The 23,480-nt window shown below is 72.0% G+C and carries 11 protein-coding genes; 7 read left to right on the top strand and 4 right to left on the bottom strand.

What is annotated here, in order from left to right; translation table 11 throughout:
- Window positions 1-185: 185 nt before the first annotated feature.
- A complete protein-coding gene (locus RMN57_RS30220) occupies window positions 186-1,337 on the top strand; it encodes an alpha/beta hydrolase-fold protein (RefSeq protein WP_313766457.1) in 1,152 nt (383 codons plus the stop codon).
- Between the two features lie 69 nt (window positions 1,338-1,406).
- Here the strand turns inward: RMN57_RS30220 and RMN57_RS30215 are convergent, their stop codons facing one another.
- Window positions 1,407-2,306: a hypothetical protein gene (locus RMN57_RS30215; RefSeq protein WP_313766456.1), complete on the bottom strand. Its 900-nt coding sequence runs from the start codon at window positions 2,304-2,306 to the stop codon at window positions 1,407-1,409.
- Window positions 2,307-2,338: 32 nt separating this feature from the next.
- Window positions 2,339-9,385, bottom strand: a complete 7,047-nt coding sequence (locus tag RMN57_RS30210) for a ricin-type beta-trefoil lectin domain protein (protein ID WP_313766455.1) — start codon at window positions 9,383-9,385, stop codon at window positions 2,339-2,341.
- Between the two features lie 342 nt (window positions 9,386-9,727).
- On the opposite strand from RMN57_RS30210, the gene RMN57_RS30205 reads away from it, so the two are divergent.
- Window positions 9,728-14,128, top strand: coding sequence for a ricin-type beta-trefoil lectin domain protein (locus tag RMN57_RS30205; RefSeq protein ID WP_313766454.1), 4,401 nt, complete (start codon window positions 9,728-9,730; stop codon window positions 14,126-14,128).
- A gap of 79 nt (window positions 14,129-14,207) precedes the next feature.
- Here the strand turns inward: RMN57_RS30205 and RMN57_RS30200 are convergent, their stop codons facing one another.
- The gene (locus RMN57_RS30200; protein ID WP_313766453.1) at window positions 14,208-15,800 is read right to left on the bottom strand and encodes a helix-turn-helix domain-containing protein; all 1,593 of its coding nucleotides are present in this window, start codon (window positions 15,798-15,800) and stop codon (window positions 14,208-14,210) included.
- Between the two features lie 418 nt (window positions 15,801-16,218).
- On the opposite strand from RMN57_RS30200, the gene RMN57_RS30195 reads away from it, so the two are divergent.
- From RMN57_RS30195 to RMN57_RS30175, 5 genes are all read left to right on the top strand, one after another.
- A complete protein-coding gene (locus RMN57_RS30195) occupies window positions 16,219-17,106 on the top strand; it encodes an FAD binding domain-containing protein (protein ID WP_313766452.1) in 888 nt (295 codons plus the stop codon).
- Window positions 17,103-17,591 (top strand): 2Fe-2S iron-sulfur cluster-binding protein, encoded by a 489-nt coding sequence (locus RMN57_RS30190; RefSeq protein WP_313766451.1) that lies wholly within the window; start codon window positions 17,103-17,105, stop codon window positions 17,589-17,591. The genes RMN57_RS30195 and RMN57_RS30190 overlap by 4 nt, the downstream gene beginning before the upstream one ends.
- On the top strand, window positions 17,588-19,960 hold the full coding sequence (pucD, locus tag RMN57_RS30185; RefSeq protein WP_313766450.1) for a xanthine dehydrogenase subunit D: 2,373 nt from the start codon (window positions 17,588-17,590) through the stop codon (window positions 19,958-19,960). Before RMN57_RS30190 ends, pucD begins: the two co-directional genes overlap by 4 nt.
- Window positions 19,961-20,257: 297 nt before the next feature.
- Window positions 20,258-21,739, top strand: coding sequence for an NCS2 family permease (locus RMN57_RS30180; RefSeq protein WP_313766449.1), 1,482 nt, complete (start codon window positions 20,258-20,260; stop codon window positions 21,737-21,739).
- A gap of 82 nt (window positions 21,740-21,821) precedes the next feature.
- The gene (locus RMN57_RS30175) at window positions 21,822-23,018 is read left to right on the top strand and encodes an XdhC/CoxI family protein (protein WP_313766448.1); all 1,197 of its coding nucleotides are present in this window, start codon (window positions 21,822-21,824) and stop codon (window positions 23,016-23,018) included.
- Window positions 23,019-23,028: 10 nt separating this feature from the next.
- Here RMN57_RS30175 and RMN57_RS30170 read toward each other — a convergent pair whose 3' ends face one another.
- The gene (locus tag RMN57_RS30170) at window positions 23,029-23,322 is read right to left on the bottom strand and encodes a hypothetical protein (RefSeq protein WP_313766447.1); all 294 of its coding nucleotides are present in this window, start codon (window positions 23,320-23,322) and stop codon (window positions 23,029-23,031) included.
- Window positions 23,323-23,480: the final 158 nt, after the last annotated feature.

Genomic DNA, 23,480 nt, shown 5'->3' with positions numbered 1-23,480 from the left:
CGGGCTGTCAGGGTGGCAGACTAGGGCGGACCCGGAAAGGGATCATCACGGAAACGTGATGTTCCTCTCAGGTTCCGCACAGATTCGGACGGCAACCGATCCCCGTTTGAGGCCGTCCAATGCCATTGGAGTGCGTTCGGGCGAGTGGGGCCCGAGCGGCTTGCGAACCCGGATACGAGACTTTGATGCAACTGACAGGCACGCCCTTCCTCATCTGCACGGTGATCCTCGTGCCGATCTCCATCGCGGTGGCGATGCTGTGCTGGGGTCGGGTACGCGGGCCCCAGCCGGTGCGGATCCTGTCCCGGCTCGTCATGATCGTGTTCTGCCAGATCACGGCCGTGGTGATGGTGTTCGTCATGGTCAACAACGCCAACCTGATCTACGGCAGCTGGGAGGACCTGCTGGGCACCGGCAACCACGTCCGCGCGGTGCCCTCCATCCCGCCGGCCGAGCAGCCGGTCCCGGCCGCGAGCGGCACGGCCGGCGCGCAGCCGACCGCGGGCGGGGACGCCGCGAAGCCCAAGCTCACCCAGCAGTTCCGCGGGGTCAACGACCCGGCCGTCCCGGGCGACGTGCAGAAGACCGACCTCAAGGGCCCGGTCTCCGGCGTCGACGGCGAGGTGCTGGTCTGGCTCCCGCCGCAGTACAACGACCCGGCGTTCAAGGACAAGAAGTTCCCGGTCGTCGAGCTGATCCCGGGCTACCCGGGCTCCTCGTCCACCTGGTACGGCACGCTGAAGGTCTCCGAGCAGCTGAAGCCGCTGATGCAGCAGGGCAAGGTGGCGCCGTTCATCCTGGTCTCGCCGCGCACCCTGCTGCTCGGCGGCCACCAGGACGCCGGCTGCACCGACATCCCCGGCAAGATCAACGCCGACGCCTGGCTGACCCGGGACGTGCCGCAGATGGTCATGGACAACTTCCGCGCCGACCCGTCGCCCGAGCGCTGGGGCATCGCCGGCTACTCGGCCGGCGCCCACTGCGCCGCCAAGCTCTCGCTCGCCCACCCGAACCGCTACCGCGCCGGCGTCGCCCTCTCCGGCTACAACGACCCGGCGGTCGAGAAGGACTCGCTGGTCGGCAAGGACGCCAAGCTGCGCGAGGCCAACAACCCGGTCAACATCCTGAAGAGCGCCCAGCAGCCGCCGAAGGTCTCGCTGTACGTCTCCGGCAACAAGGGCGACGGTTTCGAGGACGGCCAGGCGATCGCCGCCGTGGCCAAGGCCCCGACCACCGTCCAGGTCCAGGAGGCCACCGGCCCGCACACCACCGACCAGTGGAAGGCCCTGGTGCCGGGCGTCTTCGAGTGGCTGACCGGCGTCATCCCGGTCCAGTAGGACCTGCCCGACGAAACCGGGAGGGCCCGCCGCGCGATGCGCGGCGGGCCCTCCCGGCGTTTCCGGTCCTCAGACGGTGTCGGCGTACCAGATCCGGCTCGGCGGATCCCCGGCCTCGGTGTCCGCGCTGAACCGCTTGGGCATCCCCGGGCGCAGCGCGGGCCTGACCAGCTGCCAGAGCCGTTCGACGGCCTCACCGGTGAAGCCGTCGAACTCCGGCACCGCCTGGAGCAGCACGGCGCCGCCGGGCAGCTCCTCGACCCGGTGGAACCCGGCGGCGCGGATGGCCTCCGCACCGCCGAGCTGCTGCACGATCTCCCGCGGGACGACCATCAGCCACTCGTACCCGCGCAGGAACCGCCGTGACTGCGGCAGGGTCATCCTGGGCAGCGGTGGGCCGACCCGCTCCTCGTGCTCGGTCCGGCCCAACGTCCGGTCGTACCCGATCTGCGCGTAGGAGGGATCGAGTTCCTGCGCGTGGTCCCGCAGCAGGTCGCCCCAACGGGCCTGGCCGTCCGAGCCGAAGCGCCCCTTCGGGGTCAGCGCGCTGAGCCTGACCCAGTCCTGGCACTTCTCCTCGCGCGCGGCGGCCATCCGCAGCACCGGGTCGCCGGGCATGCCGTGCTCGTCGAGCCGGTACAGGGCGGTCTCCGCCAGGAGGATGTCCTCGCCCAGCCACTTGCGCAGCAGGGGCAGGTTCTTCCTGGTGAGGATCCGGGTGCGGTGGGTGATCCGGCCGTTGCCGCGGTTCACCGTGTCCGCCGAGAAGAAGCCCCAGAGCGCTCCGGGCGGACCGCACGGAACGGACTTGGTGAGCGACTCCGCGACCAGGTCGGTGGAGTCGAGGACCGCCTGGAGGGACTCCCCCTCCAGGCGTTCCGCACCCTCGACCAGCCATCGCCACGCGAGGTCGGCGAGCGCCTCGGCGTCGCGGTACTCGGTGTCGATCTCGCATCGGATGGTGTGCATTGCTGTGGTTCGCTCCTTGGAGTCCCGCCCGGTCAGGGCGAGGCGGTGCCGGCGGTGAGGCAGTAGGCGATGAACCCCAAGATACCGACCGCCACGGCCTCCGCCGTGCTGGTCTGCTGTTGCTGCGTCATGGTGGGGACGTTGAACGTGAGCCCTCCCCCGTCGAGGCTGCCGCCGACGGCGTGCGGCATCGCCTGGGGCGTGGCCGGGACCTCGGGCCCCAGGGTTCCGCTCTTGATCGGACGTGTCGAGGTCCACCCGGGCCGGGTGCCGTACTGCTCCTTGGGAACCGGCATGGCCTGGGGTACGGGCACCGGGTGCGGGACCCGTTGGGGCTCACCGCCGCGGTTGTCCTCCTTCGTCCACTTGTAGGTGATGATGCCGTCGGACTTGCCGTCCTTGGCGGTGATGAACTCGGCGGGGTTGCCGATGTTGGGCACCGGACCGAGTTCGGCGCCCAGCTTCCCGCCCCGCTTCACCGTCCGGGTGTCGCCGGCCTCGATCAACATCTCCTGGAGCTTGTCGATGTAGCGGGCGAGCTGCGCCGGACCGTCGGCCTCCGCGCCGCCGCCCTCGTGCTTGACCTCCCAGATCAGGACCTCGTCCTTGCCCCACTCCACGATGTCGGCGTAGCCGGGCTTCCCGTTGCCCTTGGCCGAGCCCTCACGGATGAAGACGTCGTTGTCGAAGTCGTTGTACGGGTGCCGGGCCTTGAGGTAGGTGGTCGCCATCAGGACGGCCGTGTCGTGGCGCGGCGTCCAGACCTTCCACCACTTCTCCTCCTCCGGTTCCGGGTCGGAACCGAGGTCCGGCTCCTCCTCGCCGGTGGCGGTGGCCTCGGCCTCGCGCTTGGCCCGCTCCTGCTGCATCTGCCATTCGCGCAGGTCCGGGTCGTAGAGGCCGGACGGGTCGCAGCGGTTGACCGGGTCACTGTGCGAGTAGCCGTAGCTGTTCCACTGCTGCGGGTCGTCGGGGACGAGGACCGGGTCCGGACTGACGAACCGTCCGGTGGAGGGCTGGTACTGGCGTGCCCCCAGGTTGGTCAGACCGGTGACGTCGTCCTTGGAGCCTCCGACGAAACCCTTGTCACCCGCCCAGACGCCCGCCGCGGGCTGGGTGCCGCGCGGGTTGCCGAACGGGTCCATCGGCCGACGGGTGACGGCGAGGCTGGTGGCGTCGACGGTCAGCAGGCCGCTGTTGTGGTGGTCGGCCAGCTGGATGGTCAGGCCGCCGTTGCCGACCCGGACCATGGTGAGGCCACCGGGCACCGGGTAGGAGCGGGTGCCGGTGAGGGTCTTGGTGACGGTGTCGTAGGTGACCTGGTCGCCACCCAGGTTGATCGTGGTCTTCCCCGGGTTGTGGCGGATCAGCTGGTTGCCGTCCGCGTCGTAGACGTAGCTGGTGACCTGGTTCGGGACGGTCCACTTCTGGCCGGCCGGCACGGTCGTGGCGCAGTCGCCGAGCACCAGGTCGGTGCCGTTGGTCGTGACGTCTCCGGGGACGGCCAGGCAGCGGACGGCCGCCTGGTTGAGGACGGTGCCGTCGGCGCGGGCCGTCCACTTCTGCGCGGTGCCGCCGTCGCAGGGCTGGAGCTGGACGAGCGAGCCGGCCGCGGTGCCCGTCGCGGTCACGCACTTGTTGAACACCTTGAGCACGCCGCCGTTGACCGCGAAGCGCTGGCCGCCGCCGGAGTTGCAGGTGTAGATCTGCACCGGGGTGCCGTTGGCCGAGCTGCCGCCCTGCATGTCCAGGCACTTGCCGCCGATACCGGTGACCGGGCCGGCCTGGGCGAAGGTGTCGAGCTTGCCCTCGGTGTTCCAGGCGAGGTCGGCCGTGCCGGTCTTGGAGGTGTAGATCGAGGTGGTGTTCCCGGCGGCGTCGTACTTGTCGCTGCCGGAGACCGTCGTGCTCGCGCCGACCTTGGTGCCGGTGCCGGTCAGCGCGTGCGGACCGCCGCTGCCGCTGCCGGTGTTGACGGTCCCCGCGTTCGGGAACGTCTGGGTGGTGACGGCGTCCTTGGTGGCGTCGCCGCCGGTGTCGTGCTGGACGAACCGGGTGCGGTTGCCCGTGACGTCGTAGCCGTACTCCTGCCAGTAGGGGTTGCCGCCGCCGACCGTCGTCAGCGCGGGCGCGACGGCGCCGCTGGTCGGGCTGGTGTTGGTGCACCGGCCCTGGTCCAGGGTCTGGTGCTCGGCCGGGTCCGGGACGGTGACGCTCCCGGTGTCGCTCCAGGCGGTGGTCAGCCGGCCGAGGCTGTCGTAGCCGAAGCACTGCAGGTCGCGGACGGCCGGGTTGTTGTCGGGGGTCGTGCTGATCGACGTGACGCGACCGGAGTCGTCGTAGGTGTAGCCGGTCTGCTGGACCGCGCCGGAGGTGGAGGTCTGCTTGTCCAGGAACTGGTTGCGCAGCCGGCCGGTGGCCTGGTCGTAGTCGTTGGTGACGACGACCTGGGAGGCCCAGGGGTTCACGGTGGAGCGGATCACCCGGCCGAAGGCGTCGTACTCGGTCTGGGTGTCGTAGGTGGTGGCGCCGGCGTACTTGTACACCTGGCCGTAGTCGTTGTACGAGTACGCGAGGTCGTCCACCGGCAGTCCGCCGACGGCGGGCAGCAGGCGGGACTTCACGTTCCCGGTGATCTTGTCGAAGGTGCTCGACGCGGTGTAGGTGAAGTTGCCGCTCTGCCCGACCTCGCTGCCCGGGACGGTGATGCTCATCCCGGTGGCGCGGTAGGCGTCGTCGTACCCGGTCACGGCCGTGGTGTACGCCTGCCCGGCGGTGCCGCCGACGTAGCGGGTGGACGAGGCCGGCTTGCCCTTGACGACGGTGTCGTAGGTCCAGCCCGCGAGCTGGTTGGCCGGGGCGACGCTGCCCTCGTACACGCCGGTCTTGCGGCCGGTCAGGTCGTAGGTGAAGGCGAGCCTGCGGCCGCGGTTGTCGGTGGTGGTCGCCACCCGGGAGGCCTGGTCGTAGGTCTGGGTGACCGTGCCGGTGTCCGGGTCGGTCGCCGAGATCTGCCGGTCCCGCAGGTCGTAGCCGTACGTCCAGCGGTTGCCCGCCGCGTCGGTGCGCGACTCGGGCTTGCCCTCGGGCGTGTAGCCGTAGCCGGAGACCACCGCGTCGGCGCGGTTGCCGGTGGCGGTGGGCGTGTTGTACTGCCACCGCTCGACGGTGCGGCCGCGGGCGTCGGAGACGGCGCTGGTGGGCCAGGTGCCGGCGGGCGGAACCAGGTCGACCCGGTCCACACCGGCGTAGACCGTGGTGGAGCGGCTCTGCTCGACGCCGAGCGACCACGAGGCCACCACGGTGGCCCGGCCCCGCCCGTCGTAACTGGTCCGGGTCTGGGCGGGCACGGTCGAGTCGGCCGCCTGCACCACGGTGCCCGTGGGGCCGGAGGCGTTGTTGTACCAGGGCGCGTCGGCGGTCTTGACCCGGCCCTGCGAGTCGTACAGCGTCTCGGTGATCAACCGGCCGGTGAAGGCCGGGTTCTCCGGCGACGCCTGGCTCTGCCGGATGCGGCCGAAGCCGTCCAGGATGTCGATCTTGCGGGTCTGGACCGGGTTGGCGAGGTCCTTCTTGAGCACGAAGGTCGTCACCGAGGACGGCGACCCGGCCGTGTTCGAGAGGTTGTACGCGAAGCTCAGGTTCGGGTTCGGGTTGGCCCCCGGCGTGCGGCCGGCCAGCCAGACACCGGTGAGCCGCCCGAGGGCGTCCCAGACCTGCGTGCTGGTCTTGTTGTTCGGGTCCTTGACGGTGAGCGTGTTGCCGCGCCGCGGGTCGATCGTGGTGACGGTGTCCCAGGTGACCCCGCTGAGGCCCGGCGCGGGCGCCGAGGAGGTCAGCGTGGAGGGCAGCTCACCGGCGGCGGCCGCTGCGTAGGTGGTACGGGTGGTCGCACCGTTGGGGTGCTGGGCGTCCTTGACGGTCAGCGCCGTGACCGAATCGACCCGGCCGTACTTGTCGAAGGTGGTGCTGGTCGTGTCCGTGAAGGTGGCACTGCCGTTGGCCTCGTAGCGCTCCAGCTCCTGGGCGCCGCTCGGGTTGGCGGTGGCCCCGGCCTGGCCGAACGGCAGGTTGTCGTACAGCACGCGGCTGCGGGAGGTGGTGTTGCCCGGGCCGGCGGTGGCGGTGCACGCGTCGGTGCCGGAGACGGTCAGCGTCTCGGCGGCCAGGTCGGTGCGCTGCGGGTCCGGCCCGGTGGCGTAGGAGGTGCGGGTGCACAGGTCGGGCAGGCCGTCGGCCTGGTCGAGGACCGTGCTCGTGCGGTTCGGGTGGGCCGGGTCGCTGACCGTCGTCTTGGTGGTGGTGCGCCAGGTCTGGTCGGCCTTGAGCCCCTGGGTGGTGACCGTCCGGGTGGTCGCGGTGTAGCGCGCGACGAGGTCCGGCAGGCCGTTGCCGCGCGGGTGGGTCGCGGTGGCGACCTCGCCCGAGGCGCCGTTCACGGTCCGTGCGGTGACCTTGCCGTTCTCCTGGTCGAACACCTCGGTCTGCAGGACCTGACCGGCCAGCCAGTCGACGTCGACGACGTCCCGGCCGAGCGCGTCGGTCAGGTGCACGCTGCGGGTGCCGCCGCCGATCCGGACGTCGCCGTCCATGCCCTGCCGGTAGGTGGTGCGGGTCTGCGTCCGGGGACCGTCGTTGCCGCTGCCCGCCGTGACGGTGACCGCCGCGAAGCCGCGGAAGTCGCCCCAGGTGCGGGCGTTGGACTCGGTGAGCTCGCTGTCGTCGCGGTGCCAGCCGGCCCGCTCGTAGGCGTACTTGGTGATCTTCTGCGGGGCGTCGGTGGCGGTGTCGTTCTCCGTCAGCGAGGCGACCGTGTAGTGGTTGAACCAGTCCAGCACCGGGGTCGCGTCGGCGACCGAGCCCGGCGGCAGCCAGCGGACGGGGTAGCAGCCGAGGGAGTTGTCGTCCTCGGCCGCCGGCATCACCTTGTTGATCCGGGAGCAGGCCGGCAGGTTGTAGTCGACGTTGAGGACGCCGCCGAGCTCGTTGTGGATCTGCTGGATGCGCGGGCGGTTCATCAGCGGGGGCGCCGGCACCAGGTCGGTGCCGTCCACCCGGTTGGGCAGCATCACCGGGGTGAAGCTGACCAGGGGGGAGCTGATCTCGGGCGTCGCGGTCCTGCCGGTGCGCTTCACCGAGTCCAGCCACAGCGCCTTCTGGCTGGTGGCGTCCTTCGGGTCCGGGAAGGAGTGCTTCAGCTCGTAGGCGTCGACGTCCTTCCAGGCGTTGTTCACCCGCACCTGGGTGGTGATGCCCGACAGGCGCTTGGTGGTGAAGTAGCTGGGCCCGTAGTGGGTGCAGGTGCCGTCCTGCTTGCACTCCTGGTCCACCGGCACGTCGGGCCAGTTGTTCTTGTTCGCGACGGTGCGCTGGGCGGGGTCGCAGTTCGCGGTGTCGAGGCAGCGCTCGGCGGTGGCGAAGGTGATCCGGGCGGCCGGCTGCAGGGCGCCCTTGGCGGCCACCTGCTCGTCCAGGCGCTGGCCGTACGCGACGGAGGCCGGGAGGTTGGCCCGGGTGTACGCGGTGCGGGTGCCGTTGCCGCTGTTCTGGGCGCCGCCGCGGGCGTACCAGTTGGTCTCCGGGGACCAGGTGAAGCTGGTCAGGTTGCCCTTCGGGTCCACGATGTAGTCCAGCGAGAGCCGCTGCCACATCTGGCACCAGGAAGCCTTGCCCTGGGCCGAGTCGTAGCAGGGGTCGCCGCTGTTGGGCGAGTAGACCGGCACGGTGGAGACGGAGTTGGACGCGGGGTCGCTCTTGTCGCCGCCGGGCAGGTGGTTGAGCCCGAAGTAGTAGACCGTGCCGGAGCTGTCGGTCACCTTGGCGTAGGCGCCGTCCCGGGCGTCGTTGCCGGCGCCGGAGCCGAACTCGACCTTGGTGCCGTCGTCGTCCTTCGGGTGCCAGACGCCGGTGGCGGCGTCGGTGGTGGCACCGGCCGAACCCGCGTTGCGGTCGCGGACCAGCTGGCCGGAGTGGGAGCCGAGCGAGAGGGTGGCGTTGAAGCCCGCCCAGCACTGGTCGCCGGAGTTCTTGATGCCCGCCTTGTCGCAGGGCTTGAAGGTGCGCTCGATGAAGCCGGGGTTCAGCTCCCAGCCGTCACCGACCCAGGACGCCTGGGCGTTGGTGGCGGAGGTCTTGCCGTCCACCGACGAGGAGTTGTACGCGAGCGCGACCGTGGGCGCCGCACCGCCGAGCGACGGCGGCGCCTGGACGGGGTAGCTGTAGGTCAGCGCACCGGAGGCGCTGCCGGCGGCCCAGCCCGAGGAGGGGTTGAGCGAGGAGGCGGCGTAGTCGCCGCCGCCGCCGGCCGGCGCGGTCTCGGCGGCCAGCAGCAGCGGCGCGGCGGCGGGGGCCGCGGCCGGGGCCTGGAGCGCACCGGAGGCGAAGGCGGCCTTGACGGTGCCGCCGGCGGTCTTCTCCGGGGCCGCGGCGGCGGGCAGCGCGAGGTCGGCGACCAGGCGCTTGGCGGCGGCGTCGTAGTGGCTCGCCACCGGGGTGCGGACCTGGCAGGCGGGCACCTCGGGGGTGGTCGCGGCACACGCGGGCAGCGTCACCAGGCGGCCCCGGGAGGCGAACTCGCCGCCGGTGGCGGCGTCCAGCGCAGCCACGTCCATGCCGACCTGGACCGGCGCCGGAGCGGCACCGTCCTGCGGTGCGGGAGCGGCCGGGGCCGCGGTCGCCGGCTGCGCGGTGAGACTGAAGAGCAGGCCGTTCACGCCGGCCGCGCGGGCGCTCGACGCATCGCCCTGGACGACGGTCACCGCAGCGGGGACGTCGGCGGCCGCGGCCGCGCCGGTCTTGGGCGCCACCCAGACCGGCAGCCGGCCGGCCTTCGCGGGCGCCTCCGGGCGGGCGCCGGCGAGGTCGGCGGTGGCCGACTCGCGCTGGGCCGGGGCCGGAGCGGGTGCCTTGCCGGCCCGCTCGGGCACCGGGTAGTGCGGCGCGATCGCGGCGGCCTTGGCGGCGTCGGTCACGGCGACCGAGGGGCTGCCGGGCAGCGGTGTGCCGGGCGGCTGCCAGACCTTGGAGAAGTCCGGCTTGGCGGCGGCCTGCGCCGCCGGGCCGATCAGCGAGCCGGCCACCGCGAAGGCGACCGGCGCGGCTATCCACCGCCAGGGAATTCTCCTGCGTTGCGGTCTGTCCGAATTTGACACGTTCCCACCCCGTTAGGTGCAAAAGGTATTTGAATGCTCATCAGAAATAAGCAGCCGGAACCTAGCAGTCCGGCGACCGGCACTGCCAACCCCTGGTGGAGGCCGAGGGGAGTGACCCATATCACTGCCCGGTCATCCGATCCGTTTCGCATCCAAACCCGGACAAGCCCGCTCGGCGCACGTTGTCGGCAGTCCGTCAGAACTGCCACAGTGCGCCTGACCTCTGCGTATCCGCCCTTCACGGTGCGCGCCGAACCACGGGGGAGCTCCATGCCCACCACACCCAGACCCAGACCCGTCCGGCCGGCCGGACGGCCCGCCGCCGCCCTGGTCTCCTTCGCCGTCGTGGCCGGACTGCTGACCGTCAGTCCGCTCGCCGCCCACGCCGCCGGCGGCCCCTCCCCGGCCCCCGGCGCCACCGCCGCCGCCGAGCCACCCACCCCGCCGGCCTCGGACAAGGTCCAGGAGACCATCGCCCGCGCCAAGCGCGAGGGCAAGGACATCCCCGTCCCCGAACTCACCGACGAGTACACCACCGTGGTCGCCACGGCCAGCGGCAAGCTGCGCTCCGAACAGCACCAGCAGCCCCAGCGCGCCAAGCGGACCGACGGCTCCTGGGCCACCCTGGACGACACCCTCGTCCAGCGCCCCGACGGCACCGTCGCCCCCGCGGTCGCCAGCGGCGACCTGGCCATCTCCGGCGGCGGCACCGGCCCGCTGGCCACCATGACCACCCAGGACGGCAAGCAGCTCGCCGTCTCCTCGCCCTTCCCCGGCCCGCTCCCGGCGCCGGTGCTCACCGGCAACGGCGCACTCTTCCGCGACGTCGCGCCGGACACCGACCTGCAGGTCAACGCGAGCAAGTGGGGCGGCTACACCACCGTCGTCGTGCTGCGCACCCCGGCCGCGGCGGCCAACCCCGCCGTGCGCACCCTGGTCTTCCCCACCACCACCAAGGGGCTGGAGCTCGGCAAGAACGCCGAGGGCGCGCTGACCGCCTCCGCCGGCGGCGAGGCGGTCTTCACCGCCCCCACCCCGCAGATGTGGTCGGCCAAGGAGGCCCGGACGCCGGCCGCCCGGGCCGCCGCCAAGTCCGCCGCCGCCGAGTCCTTCGCCGGCTCGGCGCCCCGCGCCCAGGGCGCCCCGAAGGCCGCCGCCGAGGCGCCCGCGGCCGGGCAGCCCGGCGCCGGCGCCGCGACCCGCACCGCACCGGACTCCCCCAGCACCACCGCCGGCCCCGGCTCGCTCGCCACCGTCGCGGACATCCCGGTCACGAAGGCCGAGGTCCACGACAAGGGCGGCAAGGCCGAGGGCGCGATCACCCTCACCCCGAGCCCCGACCTGCTGGACGGCCCCAGCACCTCGTACCCGGTCTACGTCGACCCGTCCTGGGGCCGGGACGCCCGCGGCAAGCAGCACCACGCCTGGGTGATGCAGGCCCACACCACCACCGGCAACTTCGACCGGACCGGCTCCAACGACCGTGACCGGCCGGGCTCGGGCTACCAGGGCTGGGAGTCCCCGTACGGCATCGAGCGGGCGCTGTACGAGTTCGACCTGAACGGCTACGCCGGCGCCACCATCAACTACGCCAACCTGCAGATCAAGCAGTACATATCCTCGGACCACTCCTGCACCACGACCTACCCGGTCAACCTCTACCGGGCGCGTGAGTTCGACTCCTCCGTGTCCTGGAGCAACCACCAGGTCCGGGAGTGGATCGACGGGAAGAACGTGCCGGGCAACGGCACCCTGTCGGAGTGCTACAACGACATCCCGATCGACTTCAACATCACCAACGCCCTGCGCGACGGCATCCGCAACACCGGCGTGCCGCTCGCCTTCGCCGTCCTCGGCCAGGAGGGCAGCGGTCAGCGGATGGGCTTCAAGCGGTACTCCTACGACGCGACGCTGAGCAGCGAGTACGACTTCCCGCCGCGGGTGCCCACCAACGAGCGGGTCACCCCGGCTCCGCACCGGGTCACCACCTCGGACACCGACGCCTGCGCCGACGTCCCGGTCTCCTCGTACGGCTACGTCACCAACACCACCGCCACGCTGCGCTCGACCGTCAGCAGCCCCAACCAGGGCCAGCTGACCGAGTACCTCAGCATCTGGGACAACACCACCGGCGGCAACACCGTGAACAACGGGTGGTCCGGCTTCGTCGGCACCGGCAGCGAGGCCGCGTACGACCTGCCGGTCGGGCTGCTCCAGAACGGCCACCACTACGGCTGGTACGCCCAGGGCGACGACGGTCTGCTGCGCGGCCCGGCCGGCACCGTCTGCCACTTCGCGGTCGACCTGACCCCGCCGGTGTTCGGCTTCGGCGCCTTCACCGACCCGGCCACCCAGTTCCCGCCGGCCGGCAACGGCCAGACCACGCAGCTGAAGCTGGGCGACACCGGCCACATCCCGGTGACCGCCTCCGACCCCAGCCCGGGCGCCGGCCTGATCTCCTCCGGCCTGGCCTGCGTCGAGTGGAGCTACGACGCCCAGCTGGCCGGCGCGGAGCGCAAGTGCGCCCCCGGCGGCTCCCTGGCGATCACGGACATCACCACCAAGCCCACCCACTGGGGCACCAACGTCCTGTACGCCCGCGCCGTCGACGAGGCCGGGAACTCCTCCCAGACCTACTCGTACGCCTTCTACGTCCCGTGGGCGCCCGGCCCGGTGGCCTTCGGTGACACCACCGGCGACGCCCGCCCGGACATCCTGCTGGCCGACACCGCCGGCAACCTGGTGACGCACGGCCGGGCCACCGATGCGGGCAACGCCAGTGTGCCGCCCACCGGTACCGCGGCCCCGGCCGCGCAGGCGCCCGGCTACGACTCGCCGACCAACCCGCGGACGTGGAAGGACTACCGGGTCTCGCACCGCGGCTCGCTCGACCCGACCACCAACCTGGACGACCTGTTCGTCCACAAGGACCAGAGCAAGCCCGGCGCCGGCGACGGCGACGACGCGCTGTACTACTACTCCGACACGATCTCCGACCCGGGCCGCTTCACCCGCGGCACCTCGACCACCCTCGACCGGCCGGACTGCGACACCGCGTACGCAACCTCCTGCAACGGCCACCACGACGGCGGCAGCTGGGCCCTGGCGCGCCAGATCACCCCGATCGGCTCGGCCAAGGACACCCGCACCCCGAGCCGCCAGGTGACCGACGCCACCGGCGTGTTCGCCATCGACTCGGACAGCCTCTGGTTCTACCCGGTCAAGACCAACCACACGCTGGCGCCGCCGTCCCTGGTCTCGGCCGGCGGCTGGGACGACAAGGACCTGATGGTCCCCGGCAACACGCTGGCGATCGGCGCCACCACGGCCACCACCCCGGCCCTGTGGGTCCGCAACCGGACCAACGGCGACATCTTCCAGTACGCGCTGACCACCGCCGGACGGCCGGACGGCTCCACCACGGTGACCGCCCTCACGGCCAGCCCGACCACCAAGATCGGTTACGGCATCACCGCCGGGAGCTACCCGACCGTCGGTGCCGACGGCGACGTCACCGACGACCAGGTGCCCGACTTCTGGGCCGCCGACGCCTCGGGCAACCTGCACGTCTGGGCCGCCACCACCGCCTCCGGCAAGGTCAACGGTTTCACCGGCGAGCACATCCGCGGCACCACCCAGGCGCCGTACGCCCAGTGGCGGCTGACCGGCGACGCCACCGCCAACCCGGCCGCGTACAACGGCACCGCCAACGGCGTCGCCTGGACCGACGACACCGTCGACGGCCACGCGACCAAGGTCGCCGCGTTCGACGGCACCCGCAAGTCCGACCTCACCGCCAAGTACACCGTCGACACCCGCAAGAGCTTCACCGTCAGCACCTGGGCCTACCTGGCCAAGGACGACGCCGGCATGGTCGTCAGCCAGGAGACCACGCACGGCAGCTCGTTCATGATCTACGGCGACCACGGCACCTGGAAGTTCGGCATCGCCCAGAACGACGCGTCGAACGCCTGGCCGTACGACTGGACCTCCGCCATGGGCCCGGCCGCCGCGTACCAGCTCAACACCTGGACCCAGCTGACCGCCAGCTACAACGCGGACACCGGCCAGATGAACCTGTACGTGAACGGCAGCCTGGCCGGAACCGCCCAGCACGCCGCGTCGACCAGCCCCACCGCGACCGGCAGCCTGGTCGTCGGCCGCTACCGCAACAACGACGCGAGCAGCAACTACCTCACCGGCCGGGTGAGCAACCTCGCCGTCTACACCACCGCGGTCACCGCGACCACCAGCAACAGCCCGGTCCGCTTCGCGACCCACCTCGGCCGCTGCATGGACGCACCGAACAACAACACCGGCAACGGCATGCACCCGCAGCTGTGGGACTGCAACAGCAGCGACGCCCAGCGGTTCAGCCTGAACGCCAACGGCACGCTCACCATCAACGGCCAGTGCGTGGCCGCGAGCGGCAACGGCACCGCGTCCGGCACCGCGGTCATCCTGTGGACCTGCCTCGGCGAGGGCGGCCAGCAGTGGCGCGCCCGGGCCGACGGCAGCATCTACAACCCGCAGTCGGGCCTGTGCCTGGACGTCCCCTGGGCGAACAGCAACCCGGGCACCGTCTTCCAGCTGTTCACCTGCAACGGCACGCCGGCGCAGCGCTGGAGCATCCCGACCGTGAACACCCCCGTCCTGCCCGTCAATCCGTAGCAGGATCCGGGCAGGCAGTGCGCCCCGTCGGCCGACCGGCCGGCGGGGCGCCGTCGTACCAGGGCGTGTCCGACGATCCCTAGGCCAGTTCGAGGGCCAGGTAGAAGTCCACCCGGTCCTCCAGGCGGGAGAGGTCCCGACCGGTCAGCTCCTCGATCCGGCCGATCCGGTAGCGGAGAGTGTTGACGTGCACGTGCAGCTGGGCGGCGCAGCGCGTCCAGGAGCCGTCCGAGCGCAGGAACGCCTCCAGCGTGCGGACCAGGTCGGCCTGGTGCTCGATGTCGTAGGCGATCACCTTGTCCAGCAGGCGGCTGCGGAAGGCGCGGCGGACCTCGTCCGGGACGGCGGCCAGCAGCAGCACGTGCGAGGCCAGCTCCTCGGGGCCGGCCACGCAGACCCGGCCGACCCGGGCGCCGGCGATCCGGCGGGCGTGCCGGGCCTCCTCCAGGGCCCCGCGCAGGCCGCCGGCCTCGGGGGCCGGGGCGGAGACGCCGAGGGTGATCCGGCCCTCGGAACCGAGGCCGGCCTCCAGCGGGGCGAGCAGCTCACGCAGGGTGTCGGCGGGGACGGCGGTGTCCATCGCGGGCATCACCACGACCGCGCCGGTGCCGGCCCCGGCGACCAGGGCCCGGTCGGTCGTGCCGCCCAGGGCCTCCTCCAGGACGGCCCGCACCGCCCCCTCGGGCAGGCCGGTCCCCTCGGCGCTGAGCACCAGCCAGTTGCCGTCCGGCACCTGGGGCTTCGGCTCGGGCGTCTCGTACCGGGCGGCCATCGCCGACGAGGCGTACAGGGTGCGGCTGATCTCGGCCGGGTCGGCGTCGCGCTGCAGCAGGGTGAGCACCTCGTCGGCGAGCCGGCGGCGCAGCCGGCGGCCCTCGTCGCGGCGCTGGCGCTCGGCGGCGACCAGCCGGGCCAGGTTCTCGGCGAGCTGCTGGCGCTTGGTGGTCCACTCGGTGACGTCGCCGGCCACCGCGAGCACCCAGTCGGCGAGCGGCGCCTCGGCGTCGGGGGTGGCCGAGGCGGGCAGCAGCGAGTACGAGCCGGTGAGCAGCCGGGCCCGGTGCGGGGGCCGGCGGCGCTGGCGCTGGGCCCCGAGGTGGGCGCGGACCAGCTGGTCGCGGTCCTCGGCGGAGAGCCGGTCGGCGGGGCCGGCGATCACCGCGCCGGTGGGCGTGAGCACCCAGCAGTCGAGGTCGAGGTCGCCGCCGAGCAGGTCGAGGACGGCGTCCAGCCCGCCGCCGCCGGCCGCGGAGACCAGCAGGCGGTGGCGGTCGACCAGGGCGGCCAGGTCGGCGGCGCGGTCGGCCGAGACCTGCCGGCCGATGAACTCGGTGACGGTCCCGAAAGCGATGTCGTCGGGTACCGCCAGGAGGGGCATCCGGTGCCGGCGGCAGGCGTCGACGAGGTCCTCGGGGACGGGGCCGACCTCGGCCTCGCCGGCCGCGAGGGCGACGGCGCCGCCGGCCACGATCGTCCGGACGAACCGCTCGGAGTCGGCCGGGCCGGTGCGCCAGAGCATGCCGGTGAGCACCAGCTCACCGCCGTGCAGGTAGCGGCCGGGGTCGTGCAGGTCCGTGGTCATGACGCCGCTGACCTGCCGGTCCAGCTCTTCCTCCGCCGCGAGCAGGCGCAGTCGCGGGGCTCCGGGGGCGAGCAGGTCACGGACACGCATCCGGGACTCCTAACGGGCTGGGGGGTGAGGGTGAGGGCCCGAGCGCTCGGTCCGGGCAGACAGTGTGCCCGAACATCAGTGCTCGGTGTTACGTACCGACGGGTGCCCGGATCACGGGCCCATAGCTTGGGAATCACGGCCGGATTACGGTCGTAGGTAGCGCCCCGTAAACAGCTGGGCTGCGCGATTGTCCTCCTTAGAGGAACGTACAGGATGCCGGGCGGCACCACAGCCGGGGCTTCATGCCATCGGTGACTCCCAGTGGGCCCGGTCACAGCGGTTCACTGGCCACAAGCCGCCGGACACACCCGGGTGACCAGGACGCAAAGCGAAGGCGACAAAGCAGTAGCACAGTCCGAACACCGGAAGCGGGCACTGTGCCCACCGTCCGGCAGCAACGACTTGAGGAGACACCCGCATGGAGTTCCTTCGGCCCGCTACCTGGGACGAGGCACTCGCGGTGAAGGCTGAGTACCCGACCGCGCTGCCCATCTCGGGCGGTACGGACGTCATGGTCGAGATGAACTTCGACGTGCACCGGCCATCCGCGATTCTCGACCTGAACCGCATCACCGAGCTCACCGAATGGTCGAACGACGGCGACGTCGTCCGGCTCGGTGCCTCCGTCCCGTACTCCCGGATCATCGACGAGCTGTCCGGCCCGCTGCCGGGCCTCGCGCTGGCGGCCCACACCGTCGGCTCCCCGCAGATCCGCAACCGCGGCGGTGTCGGCGGCAACCTCGGCGGGGCCTCCCCGGCCGGTGACGCGCACCCCGCGCTGCTGGCGGCCGGGCGGGACGTCTTCGTCGAGGCCGGCTCGGTGCGCGGCACCCGGATGATCCCGATCGACGAGTTCTACGTCGGGGTGAAGCGCAACAGCCTGGAGCCCGACGAGCTGATCCGGGCCGTGCACATCCCGGTGGCGGACGGCCCGCAGCAGTTCTCGAAGATCGGCACCCGCAACGCGATGGTGATCGCGGTCTGCGCCTTCGGTTTCGCCCTCCACCCGAGGAACGGCACCGTCGGCACCGGTATCGGTTCGGCTGCCCCCACGCCGCGCCGCGCCGTCGAGGCCGAGGAGTACCTGCAGGGCGTGCTCGCCGAGCGCGGGCTCTGGGAGTCCGGCGACCTGCTGGGCGCCGAGGTGATCCAGCGGTTCGGCGAGCTGGTGAAGGACGCCGCCTCCCCCATCGACGACGTCCGCGGCACCGCCGACTACCGGCGCCACTCGCTGGCCGTGATGGCCCGCCGCACCCTCACCTGGTGTTGGAACGACTACAGCAAGCAGATCAGGAGCGCGGCATGAGGGTCACTTTCACCGCCAACGGCAAGCCGGTCGAGGCCGACGACGTCTGGGAGGGCGAGAGCCTGCTGTACGTCCTGCGCGAGCGGGTCGGCCTCCCGGGTTCGAAGAACGCCTGCGAGCAGGGCGAGTGCGGCTCCTGCACCGTCTACCTCGACGGCGTGCCGGTCTGCTCCTGCCTGGTCGCGGCCGGCCAGGTGCAGGACCGCGAGGTCCGCACCGTCGAGGGCCTGACCGAGGAGACCGGCGAGCTGGGCCTGGTCCAGCAGGCGTTCGTCGACGCCGGCGCCGTGCAGTGCGGCTTCTGCACCCCGGGTCTGCTGGTGCAGACCGACGCCCTGCTGGAGCGGGACGCCCAGCCGAGTGACAACGACATCCGCGAGGCGCTGTCGGGCAACCTCTGCCGCTGCACGGGCTACGAGAAGATCATGGACGCGGTGCGGCTGGCTTCCGCCCGCAAGTGCGCCGGTAAGGCGGTCTCGGAATGAGCGTTCGCACCATCCAGGGTCAGAAGAACCTCCAGAACATCAACCAGGCCAGCAAGGACGGCATCGGCGGCTCGCCGCTGCGCCCGGACGGCAACCTGAAGGTCAAGGGCGAGTTCGCGTACTCGTCCGACATGTGGCACGAGGACATGCTCTGGGGTATGGCGCTGCGCTCGCCGCACCCCCGCGCCAACATCCTGGGCGTGGACATCTCCGAGGCCCTCAAGGTGCCGGGCGTCTACGCGGTGCTCACCCACCACGACATCCCGGGCTCCAAGTACTACGGCTTGGAGATCCAGGACCAGCCGGCCCTGGCGATCGACAAGGTCCGCTACCACGGTGAGGCGATCGCGCTGGTCGCGGCCGACCACCCGGAGACGGCCCGCCGCGCGGTGAAGAAGATCAAGGTCGAGTACGAGGTGCTCACCCCGATCACCACCGAGGAGCAGTGCCTCGACCCGGAGACCCACGGCTACGTGCACGAGCCGCACGAGTACAAGTCCCACGGGTACGGCAACATCTGCCACGAGCAGAAGCTCGTCTCCGGCCTCGGCGTGACGGACGAGGTCCGCGCGATGGCCGACGTCATCGTCAAGGGCACCTACGAGGTCGGCATGCAGGACCAGGCCTTCCTCGGCCCGGAGTCCGGCCTGGCCGTGCCCGCCGAGGACGGCGGCATCGACCTCTACATCGCCACCCAGTGGCTGCACGTGGACCGCCAGCAGATGGCGCCCGTGCTGGCCCTGCCGGAGGAGAAGGTCCGGCTCACGCTGGCCGGCGTCGGCGGCGCCTTCGGCGGCCGCGAGGACCTGTCGATGCAGATCCACGCCTGCCTGCTGGCCCAGCACACCGGCAAGCCGGTCAAGATCGTCTACTCCCGTGACGAGTCCTTCTTCGGCCACGTGCACCGCCACCCGGCGCGGATGACCTACGAGCACGGCGCCACCCGCGACGGCAAGCTGGTCTTCGCCGACGCCCGGATCGTGCTGGACGGCGGCGCCTACGCCTCCGCCTCGCCGGCGGTGGTCGGCAACGCCGCCTCGCTCGGGCACGGCCCGTACGTGATCCCGAACGTCAAGATGCACGCCATCGCCCTGTACAGCAACAACCCGTCCTGCGGCGCGATGCGCGGCTTCGGCGCCGTCCAGGCCGCGTTCGGGTACGAGACGCAGATGGACCGGCTGGCCGCCGAGCTGGGCATGGACCCGGTCGAGCTCCGCCAGCTGAACGCGATGGCCGAGGGCGACCACATGCCCACCGGTCAGCAGATCGACTCGCCGGCCCCGGTCGCCGAGCTGCTCCAGCGGGTCAAGGACATGCCGCTCCCGCCGCCGCTGGACCTCGACCACCTGGACGTCCGGCAGATCCCGGGTGCGCTGTCCAACACCTCGCACGGCGAGGGCATCGTGCGCGGCGTCGGCTACTCGGTCGGCATCAAGAACGTCGGCTTCTCCGAGGGCTTCGACGACTACTCGACCGCGCGGGTCCGCCTGGAGGTGATCGGCGGCGAGCCGGTCGCCATGGTGCACACGGCGATGGCGGAGGTCGGCCAGGGCGGTGTCACCGTCCACGCCCAGATCGCCCGCACCGAGCTGGGCGTCGAGCAGGTCACCATCCACCCGGCCAACACCGAGGTCGGCTCGGCCGGTTCGACGTCCGCCTCGCGGCAGACGTACATGACCGGCGGCGCGGTGAAGCTGGCCGCCGAGGCGGTCAAGCAGGCGCTGATCGAGAAGGGCCGCCGGCGCTACGGCTGGATCCAGAACGACCTGTCGCTGGTCGGCGGCAAGGTGGTCTCGGACTCGGCCGGTGCGCTCGTCTCCATGGTCGACCTGCTCGGCGACGAGGCGATCGACCTCACCCGGGAGCACCACCACCGCCCGACCGTCCCCTTCGACAAGGAGACCGGGCAGGGCTTCGGCCACGTCCAGTACACCTTCTGCGCCAACCGCGCGGTGGTCGACGTGGACGTCGAGCTCGGCCTCGTCAAGGTGGTGGAGCTGACCGCCGCCCAGGACGTGGGCAAGGCGCTCAACCCGCTCTCCGTGGTGGGCCAGATCCAGGGCGGCTGCACCCAGGCGCTCGGCCTGGCCGTGATGGAGGAGATCATCGTCAAGGACGGGAAGGTGCGCAACGCGTCCTTCACCGACTACCTGATCCCGACCATCCTGGACACCCCGCCGATCCCGGTCGACGTCCTCGAACTGCCCGACCCCAACGCGCCGTACGGTCTGCGCGGCGTCGGCGAGGCCCCCACCGTCTCCGCGACGCCGTCGATCGTGGCCGCCATCCGCAACGCCACCGGCCTGGCGCTCAACCGGATCCCGGTCCGGCCCGAGCACCTGACCACCGAGGCCCCGGAAGCCCTGTAGCCGGAACCTCCGCACACCTCCCCGGGGCGGCGACCGAACGTCTTCCCCGCCGCCCCGGGGCAGCACCACCCACCGCAGTGAAGAAGCACCGCCCATGCACCACCCGAAGCAACGCGAACGCACCACTCCGCTGCCTCTCCCACGCCGGGGCTCTGCAGCGGTGCCCACCACCCTCGCACTGCCGGCACTGCCACAGAGTGCGCCCAGTGAGTCGAATCGTCCCCCTGTGCCAACTTCGTTGACTGGCTGTCAGGTCGGCTCGCCCACCCCAACCCCCTTTGACACTTGGGAGTGGACATGACCAGGATCCCCACGGAGCCCGGCACCACTGAAGACAGACCCGCCGAGGACGACGCCCCCACGTCGGCCCCAGCGGCTCCTTCGAAGAACGCGCTGGACGCGTACTTCAAGATCTCCGCGCGGGGATCGACGCTCGCCAACGAACTTCGCGGTGGCGTCACCACCTTCATGGCGATGGCGTACATCATCCTGCTCAACCCGCTCATCCTGAGCGGTGCCGACGTGACCGGCGTCAAGCTGGACCACGCCGCGCTGACCACCGCCACCGCGCTCGCGGCCGCGGTCACCACCATCCTGATGGGCGTGGTCGGCAACGTCCCGCTCGCGCTGGCCGCCGGCCTCTCGGTCTCCGGGGCCGTCTCCGCCCTGGTCGTCCCGCACACCACCTGGCCACAGGCCATGGGTCTGTGCGTCATCTACGGCCTGCTGATCGTGCTCCTGGTGGTCTCCGGCCTCCGCGAGAAGATCATGAACGGCATCCCACTGCCGCTCAAGCACGCGATCACCATCGGCATCGGTCTCTTCGTGACGATCATCGGCCTCTACAAGGCCGGCTTCGTGCACACCGGCGGCCCGACCCCGCTGTCCCTCGGCCCCACCGGCGAGCTGGCCGGCTGGCCGGTCCTGATCTTCTGCCTCACCCTGCTGACGATCTTCGTGCTGATGGCCCGCAACGTCCGCGGCGCCATCCTGATCGGCATCGCCGGCGGCACCGTCCTGGCGGTGGTCGTCAACAAGCTCGCCGACGTGCCGGCCCAGGCCTGGAAGAACTCCGTGCCGGTCTGGCCGGGCAGCCCCGTCTCCGCCCCCGACTTCAGCCTCTTCGGCGACATCGACCTGTTCGGCGCCTTCGGCGGCAAGGGGATGGGTGCGATCAGCGCCTCCGTCGCGGTCTTCACCCTCGTCCTGGCCGGCTTCTTCGACGCGATGGCCACCATCATCGGCGTCGGCACCGAGGCGGGCCTGGCCGACAAGCAGGGCCGGATGCCCGGCCTCTCCAAGGCCCTGTTCATCGACGGCGCCGGCGGCGCGGTCGGCGGCCTGGCCGGTGCCTCCGGGCAGACCGTGTTCGTCGAGTCGGCCACCGGCGTCGGCGACGGCGCCCGGACCGGTCTCGCCTCCGCCGTCACCGGCGGCCTGTTCGCCCTGATGCTCTTCTTCTCCCCGCTCGCCGGCATCGTCCCGGTCGAGGTCGCCTCCGCCGCCCTCGTCGTGATCGGCGCGATGATGATGAGCCAGGCCCGGCACATCGACTGGTCCGACCGCGAGGTCGCCATCCCGGCCTTCCTCACCTGCGTCCTGATGCCGTTCACCTACAGCATCACCGCCGGTGTCGCCGCGGGCGTCATCTCCTACACGGTCATCAAGGCCGGCCAGGGCAAGTGGCGCGAGCCCGGCCCGCTGATGTGGATCCTGACCGCCGTCTTCGTGGTCTACTTCGCGCTCACCCCGATCAAGTCCTGGCTGGGCGTGCACTAGCAGCACCGCCGCCGTACGGGAATCGTTTCCCGTACGGCGGCACCACCCGTTCCGTCCGTTGAGGTTGAAGGAGCTCCCCGACATGCAGGACATCGCCGAGCAGCTGCAGGCCTGGCACGCGTCCGGGCGTTCCTTCGCCGTGGCCACGGTGGTCGGGGTCTCCGGCAGCGCGCCGCGCGATCCGGGGGCCGCCCTCGCCGTCGACGCGGCCGGCGAGGCCGTCGGCAGCGTCTCCGGGGGCTGCGTCGAGGGGGCCGTGTACGAGCTCTGCCAGGCCGCGATCGAGTCCGGCGAGCCGGTCCTGGAGCGGTTCGGCTACAGCGACGAGGACGCCTTCGCCGTCGGCCTGACCTGCGGCGGCATCCTGGACGTCTTCGTCCAGCCGGTCGTCCCCGGCACCGACCCCGCGCTCGACGCCGGCATCGCCTACATCGCCTCCGGCACCCCGGTGGCCCTCGCCCGGGTCATCGCCGGCCCCGGCGGCCTGGTCGGCGCCACCGTCGCCGTCACCGCCGACACCCACCACGGCGCCCTCTCCCCCGCACCGACGACCGTGGCCAACCTGGAACGCGCCGTCGTCGCCGAGGCCCGGGCCATGCTGGACGCCGGCCGCACCGGCCGGGTCGTCCTCGGCCTGGACGGCCGCCCGTGCGACGAGCACGAGCAGGGCACCGTCACCGTCTTCGTCGAGTCCTACGTGCCCGCGCCGCGGATGCTGGTCTTCGGCGCCATCGACTTCGCCGCCGCCGTGGTGCGGATCGGCAAGTTCCTCGGCTACCACGTCACCGTCTGCGACGCCCGCCCGGTGTTCGCCACCCGCAAGCGGTTCCCGGACGCCGACGAGGTCGTCGTCGACTGGCCGCACCGCTACCTGGACGCGCAGCTGGAGCGGATCGACGGCCGGACGGTGCTCTGCGTGCTCACCCACGACGCCAAGTTCGACATCCCGCTGCTGGAGCGCGCGTTGCGGCTGCCGGTCGGCTACGTCGGGGCGATGGGCTCGCGCCGTACCCACCGCGACCGGCTGGACCGGCTGCGCGAGGTCGGCCTCACCGAGGCCGAGATCGGCCGGCTGCGCTCGCCGATCGGCCTGGACCTCGGCGCCCGGACGCCCGAGGAGACCGCCGTCTCGGTCGCCGCGGAGATCGTCGCCCACCGGCGGGGCGGCAGCTGCCTGCCGCTGAGCAGGGGCGACGGGCCGATCCACCACGACCTGACGCGCGCGGCGGAGGCCGCGGACGACCCGGCCGCCGGGGACCCCCGGCCGTACGCGGCCTGAGCGTCGCCGGTCAGGTCACGACGTCGTAGGCCTCGCAGATCATCGGCGGGGTAGTGGGCACGCCGATCTCCTGGAGGATCGGCATCAGCACCGCCGCGAAGTGGTCGAAGGCCGCCCTGGACTCCCAGACCTCGGTGACGTGCCACCCACCGCCCGGCGTCGGGCCCCCCGCGTGCAGGATCAGCCCGTGGACCGGCCAGTCCGACGGCGAGTTCAACCCCGCCCCGCCCGTCAGCCGGTCCACGCTCTCCTGGTACTGCGCCTGGGTGACCTCGGGAAACTCGAACGCCACGATGATGGCCATGGGCTGCTGCTCCTGCTCGCTGGGCCGGCCGGTCGCCGACTGGCGGCCGACTCCAGTGCAGCCCCGGCCCGGACCCGGCCGCCAGTCGGCTCCCCCGCCCGGGTGACGCCGGGTGCCGTCGGCCGGACCGGACGGGCCGCCGAGGGCGGTGAGCGCCG

Origin of the sequence: Kitasatospora sp. CM 4170 (genome assembly GCF_032110285.1) — a bacterium.
GTDB classification, from domain to species: domain Bacteria; phylum Actinomycetota; class Actinomycetes; order Streptomycetales; family Streptomycetaceae; genus Kitasatospora; species Kitasatospora aburaviensis.
Note: the sequence above shows the minus strand (reverse complement) of the source record. Positions and strands in the feature narration are given on the sequence as shown.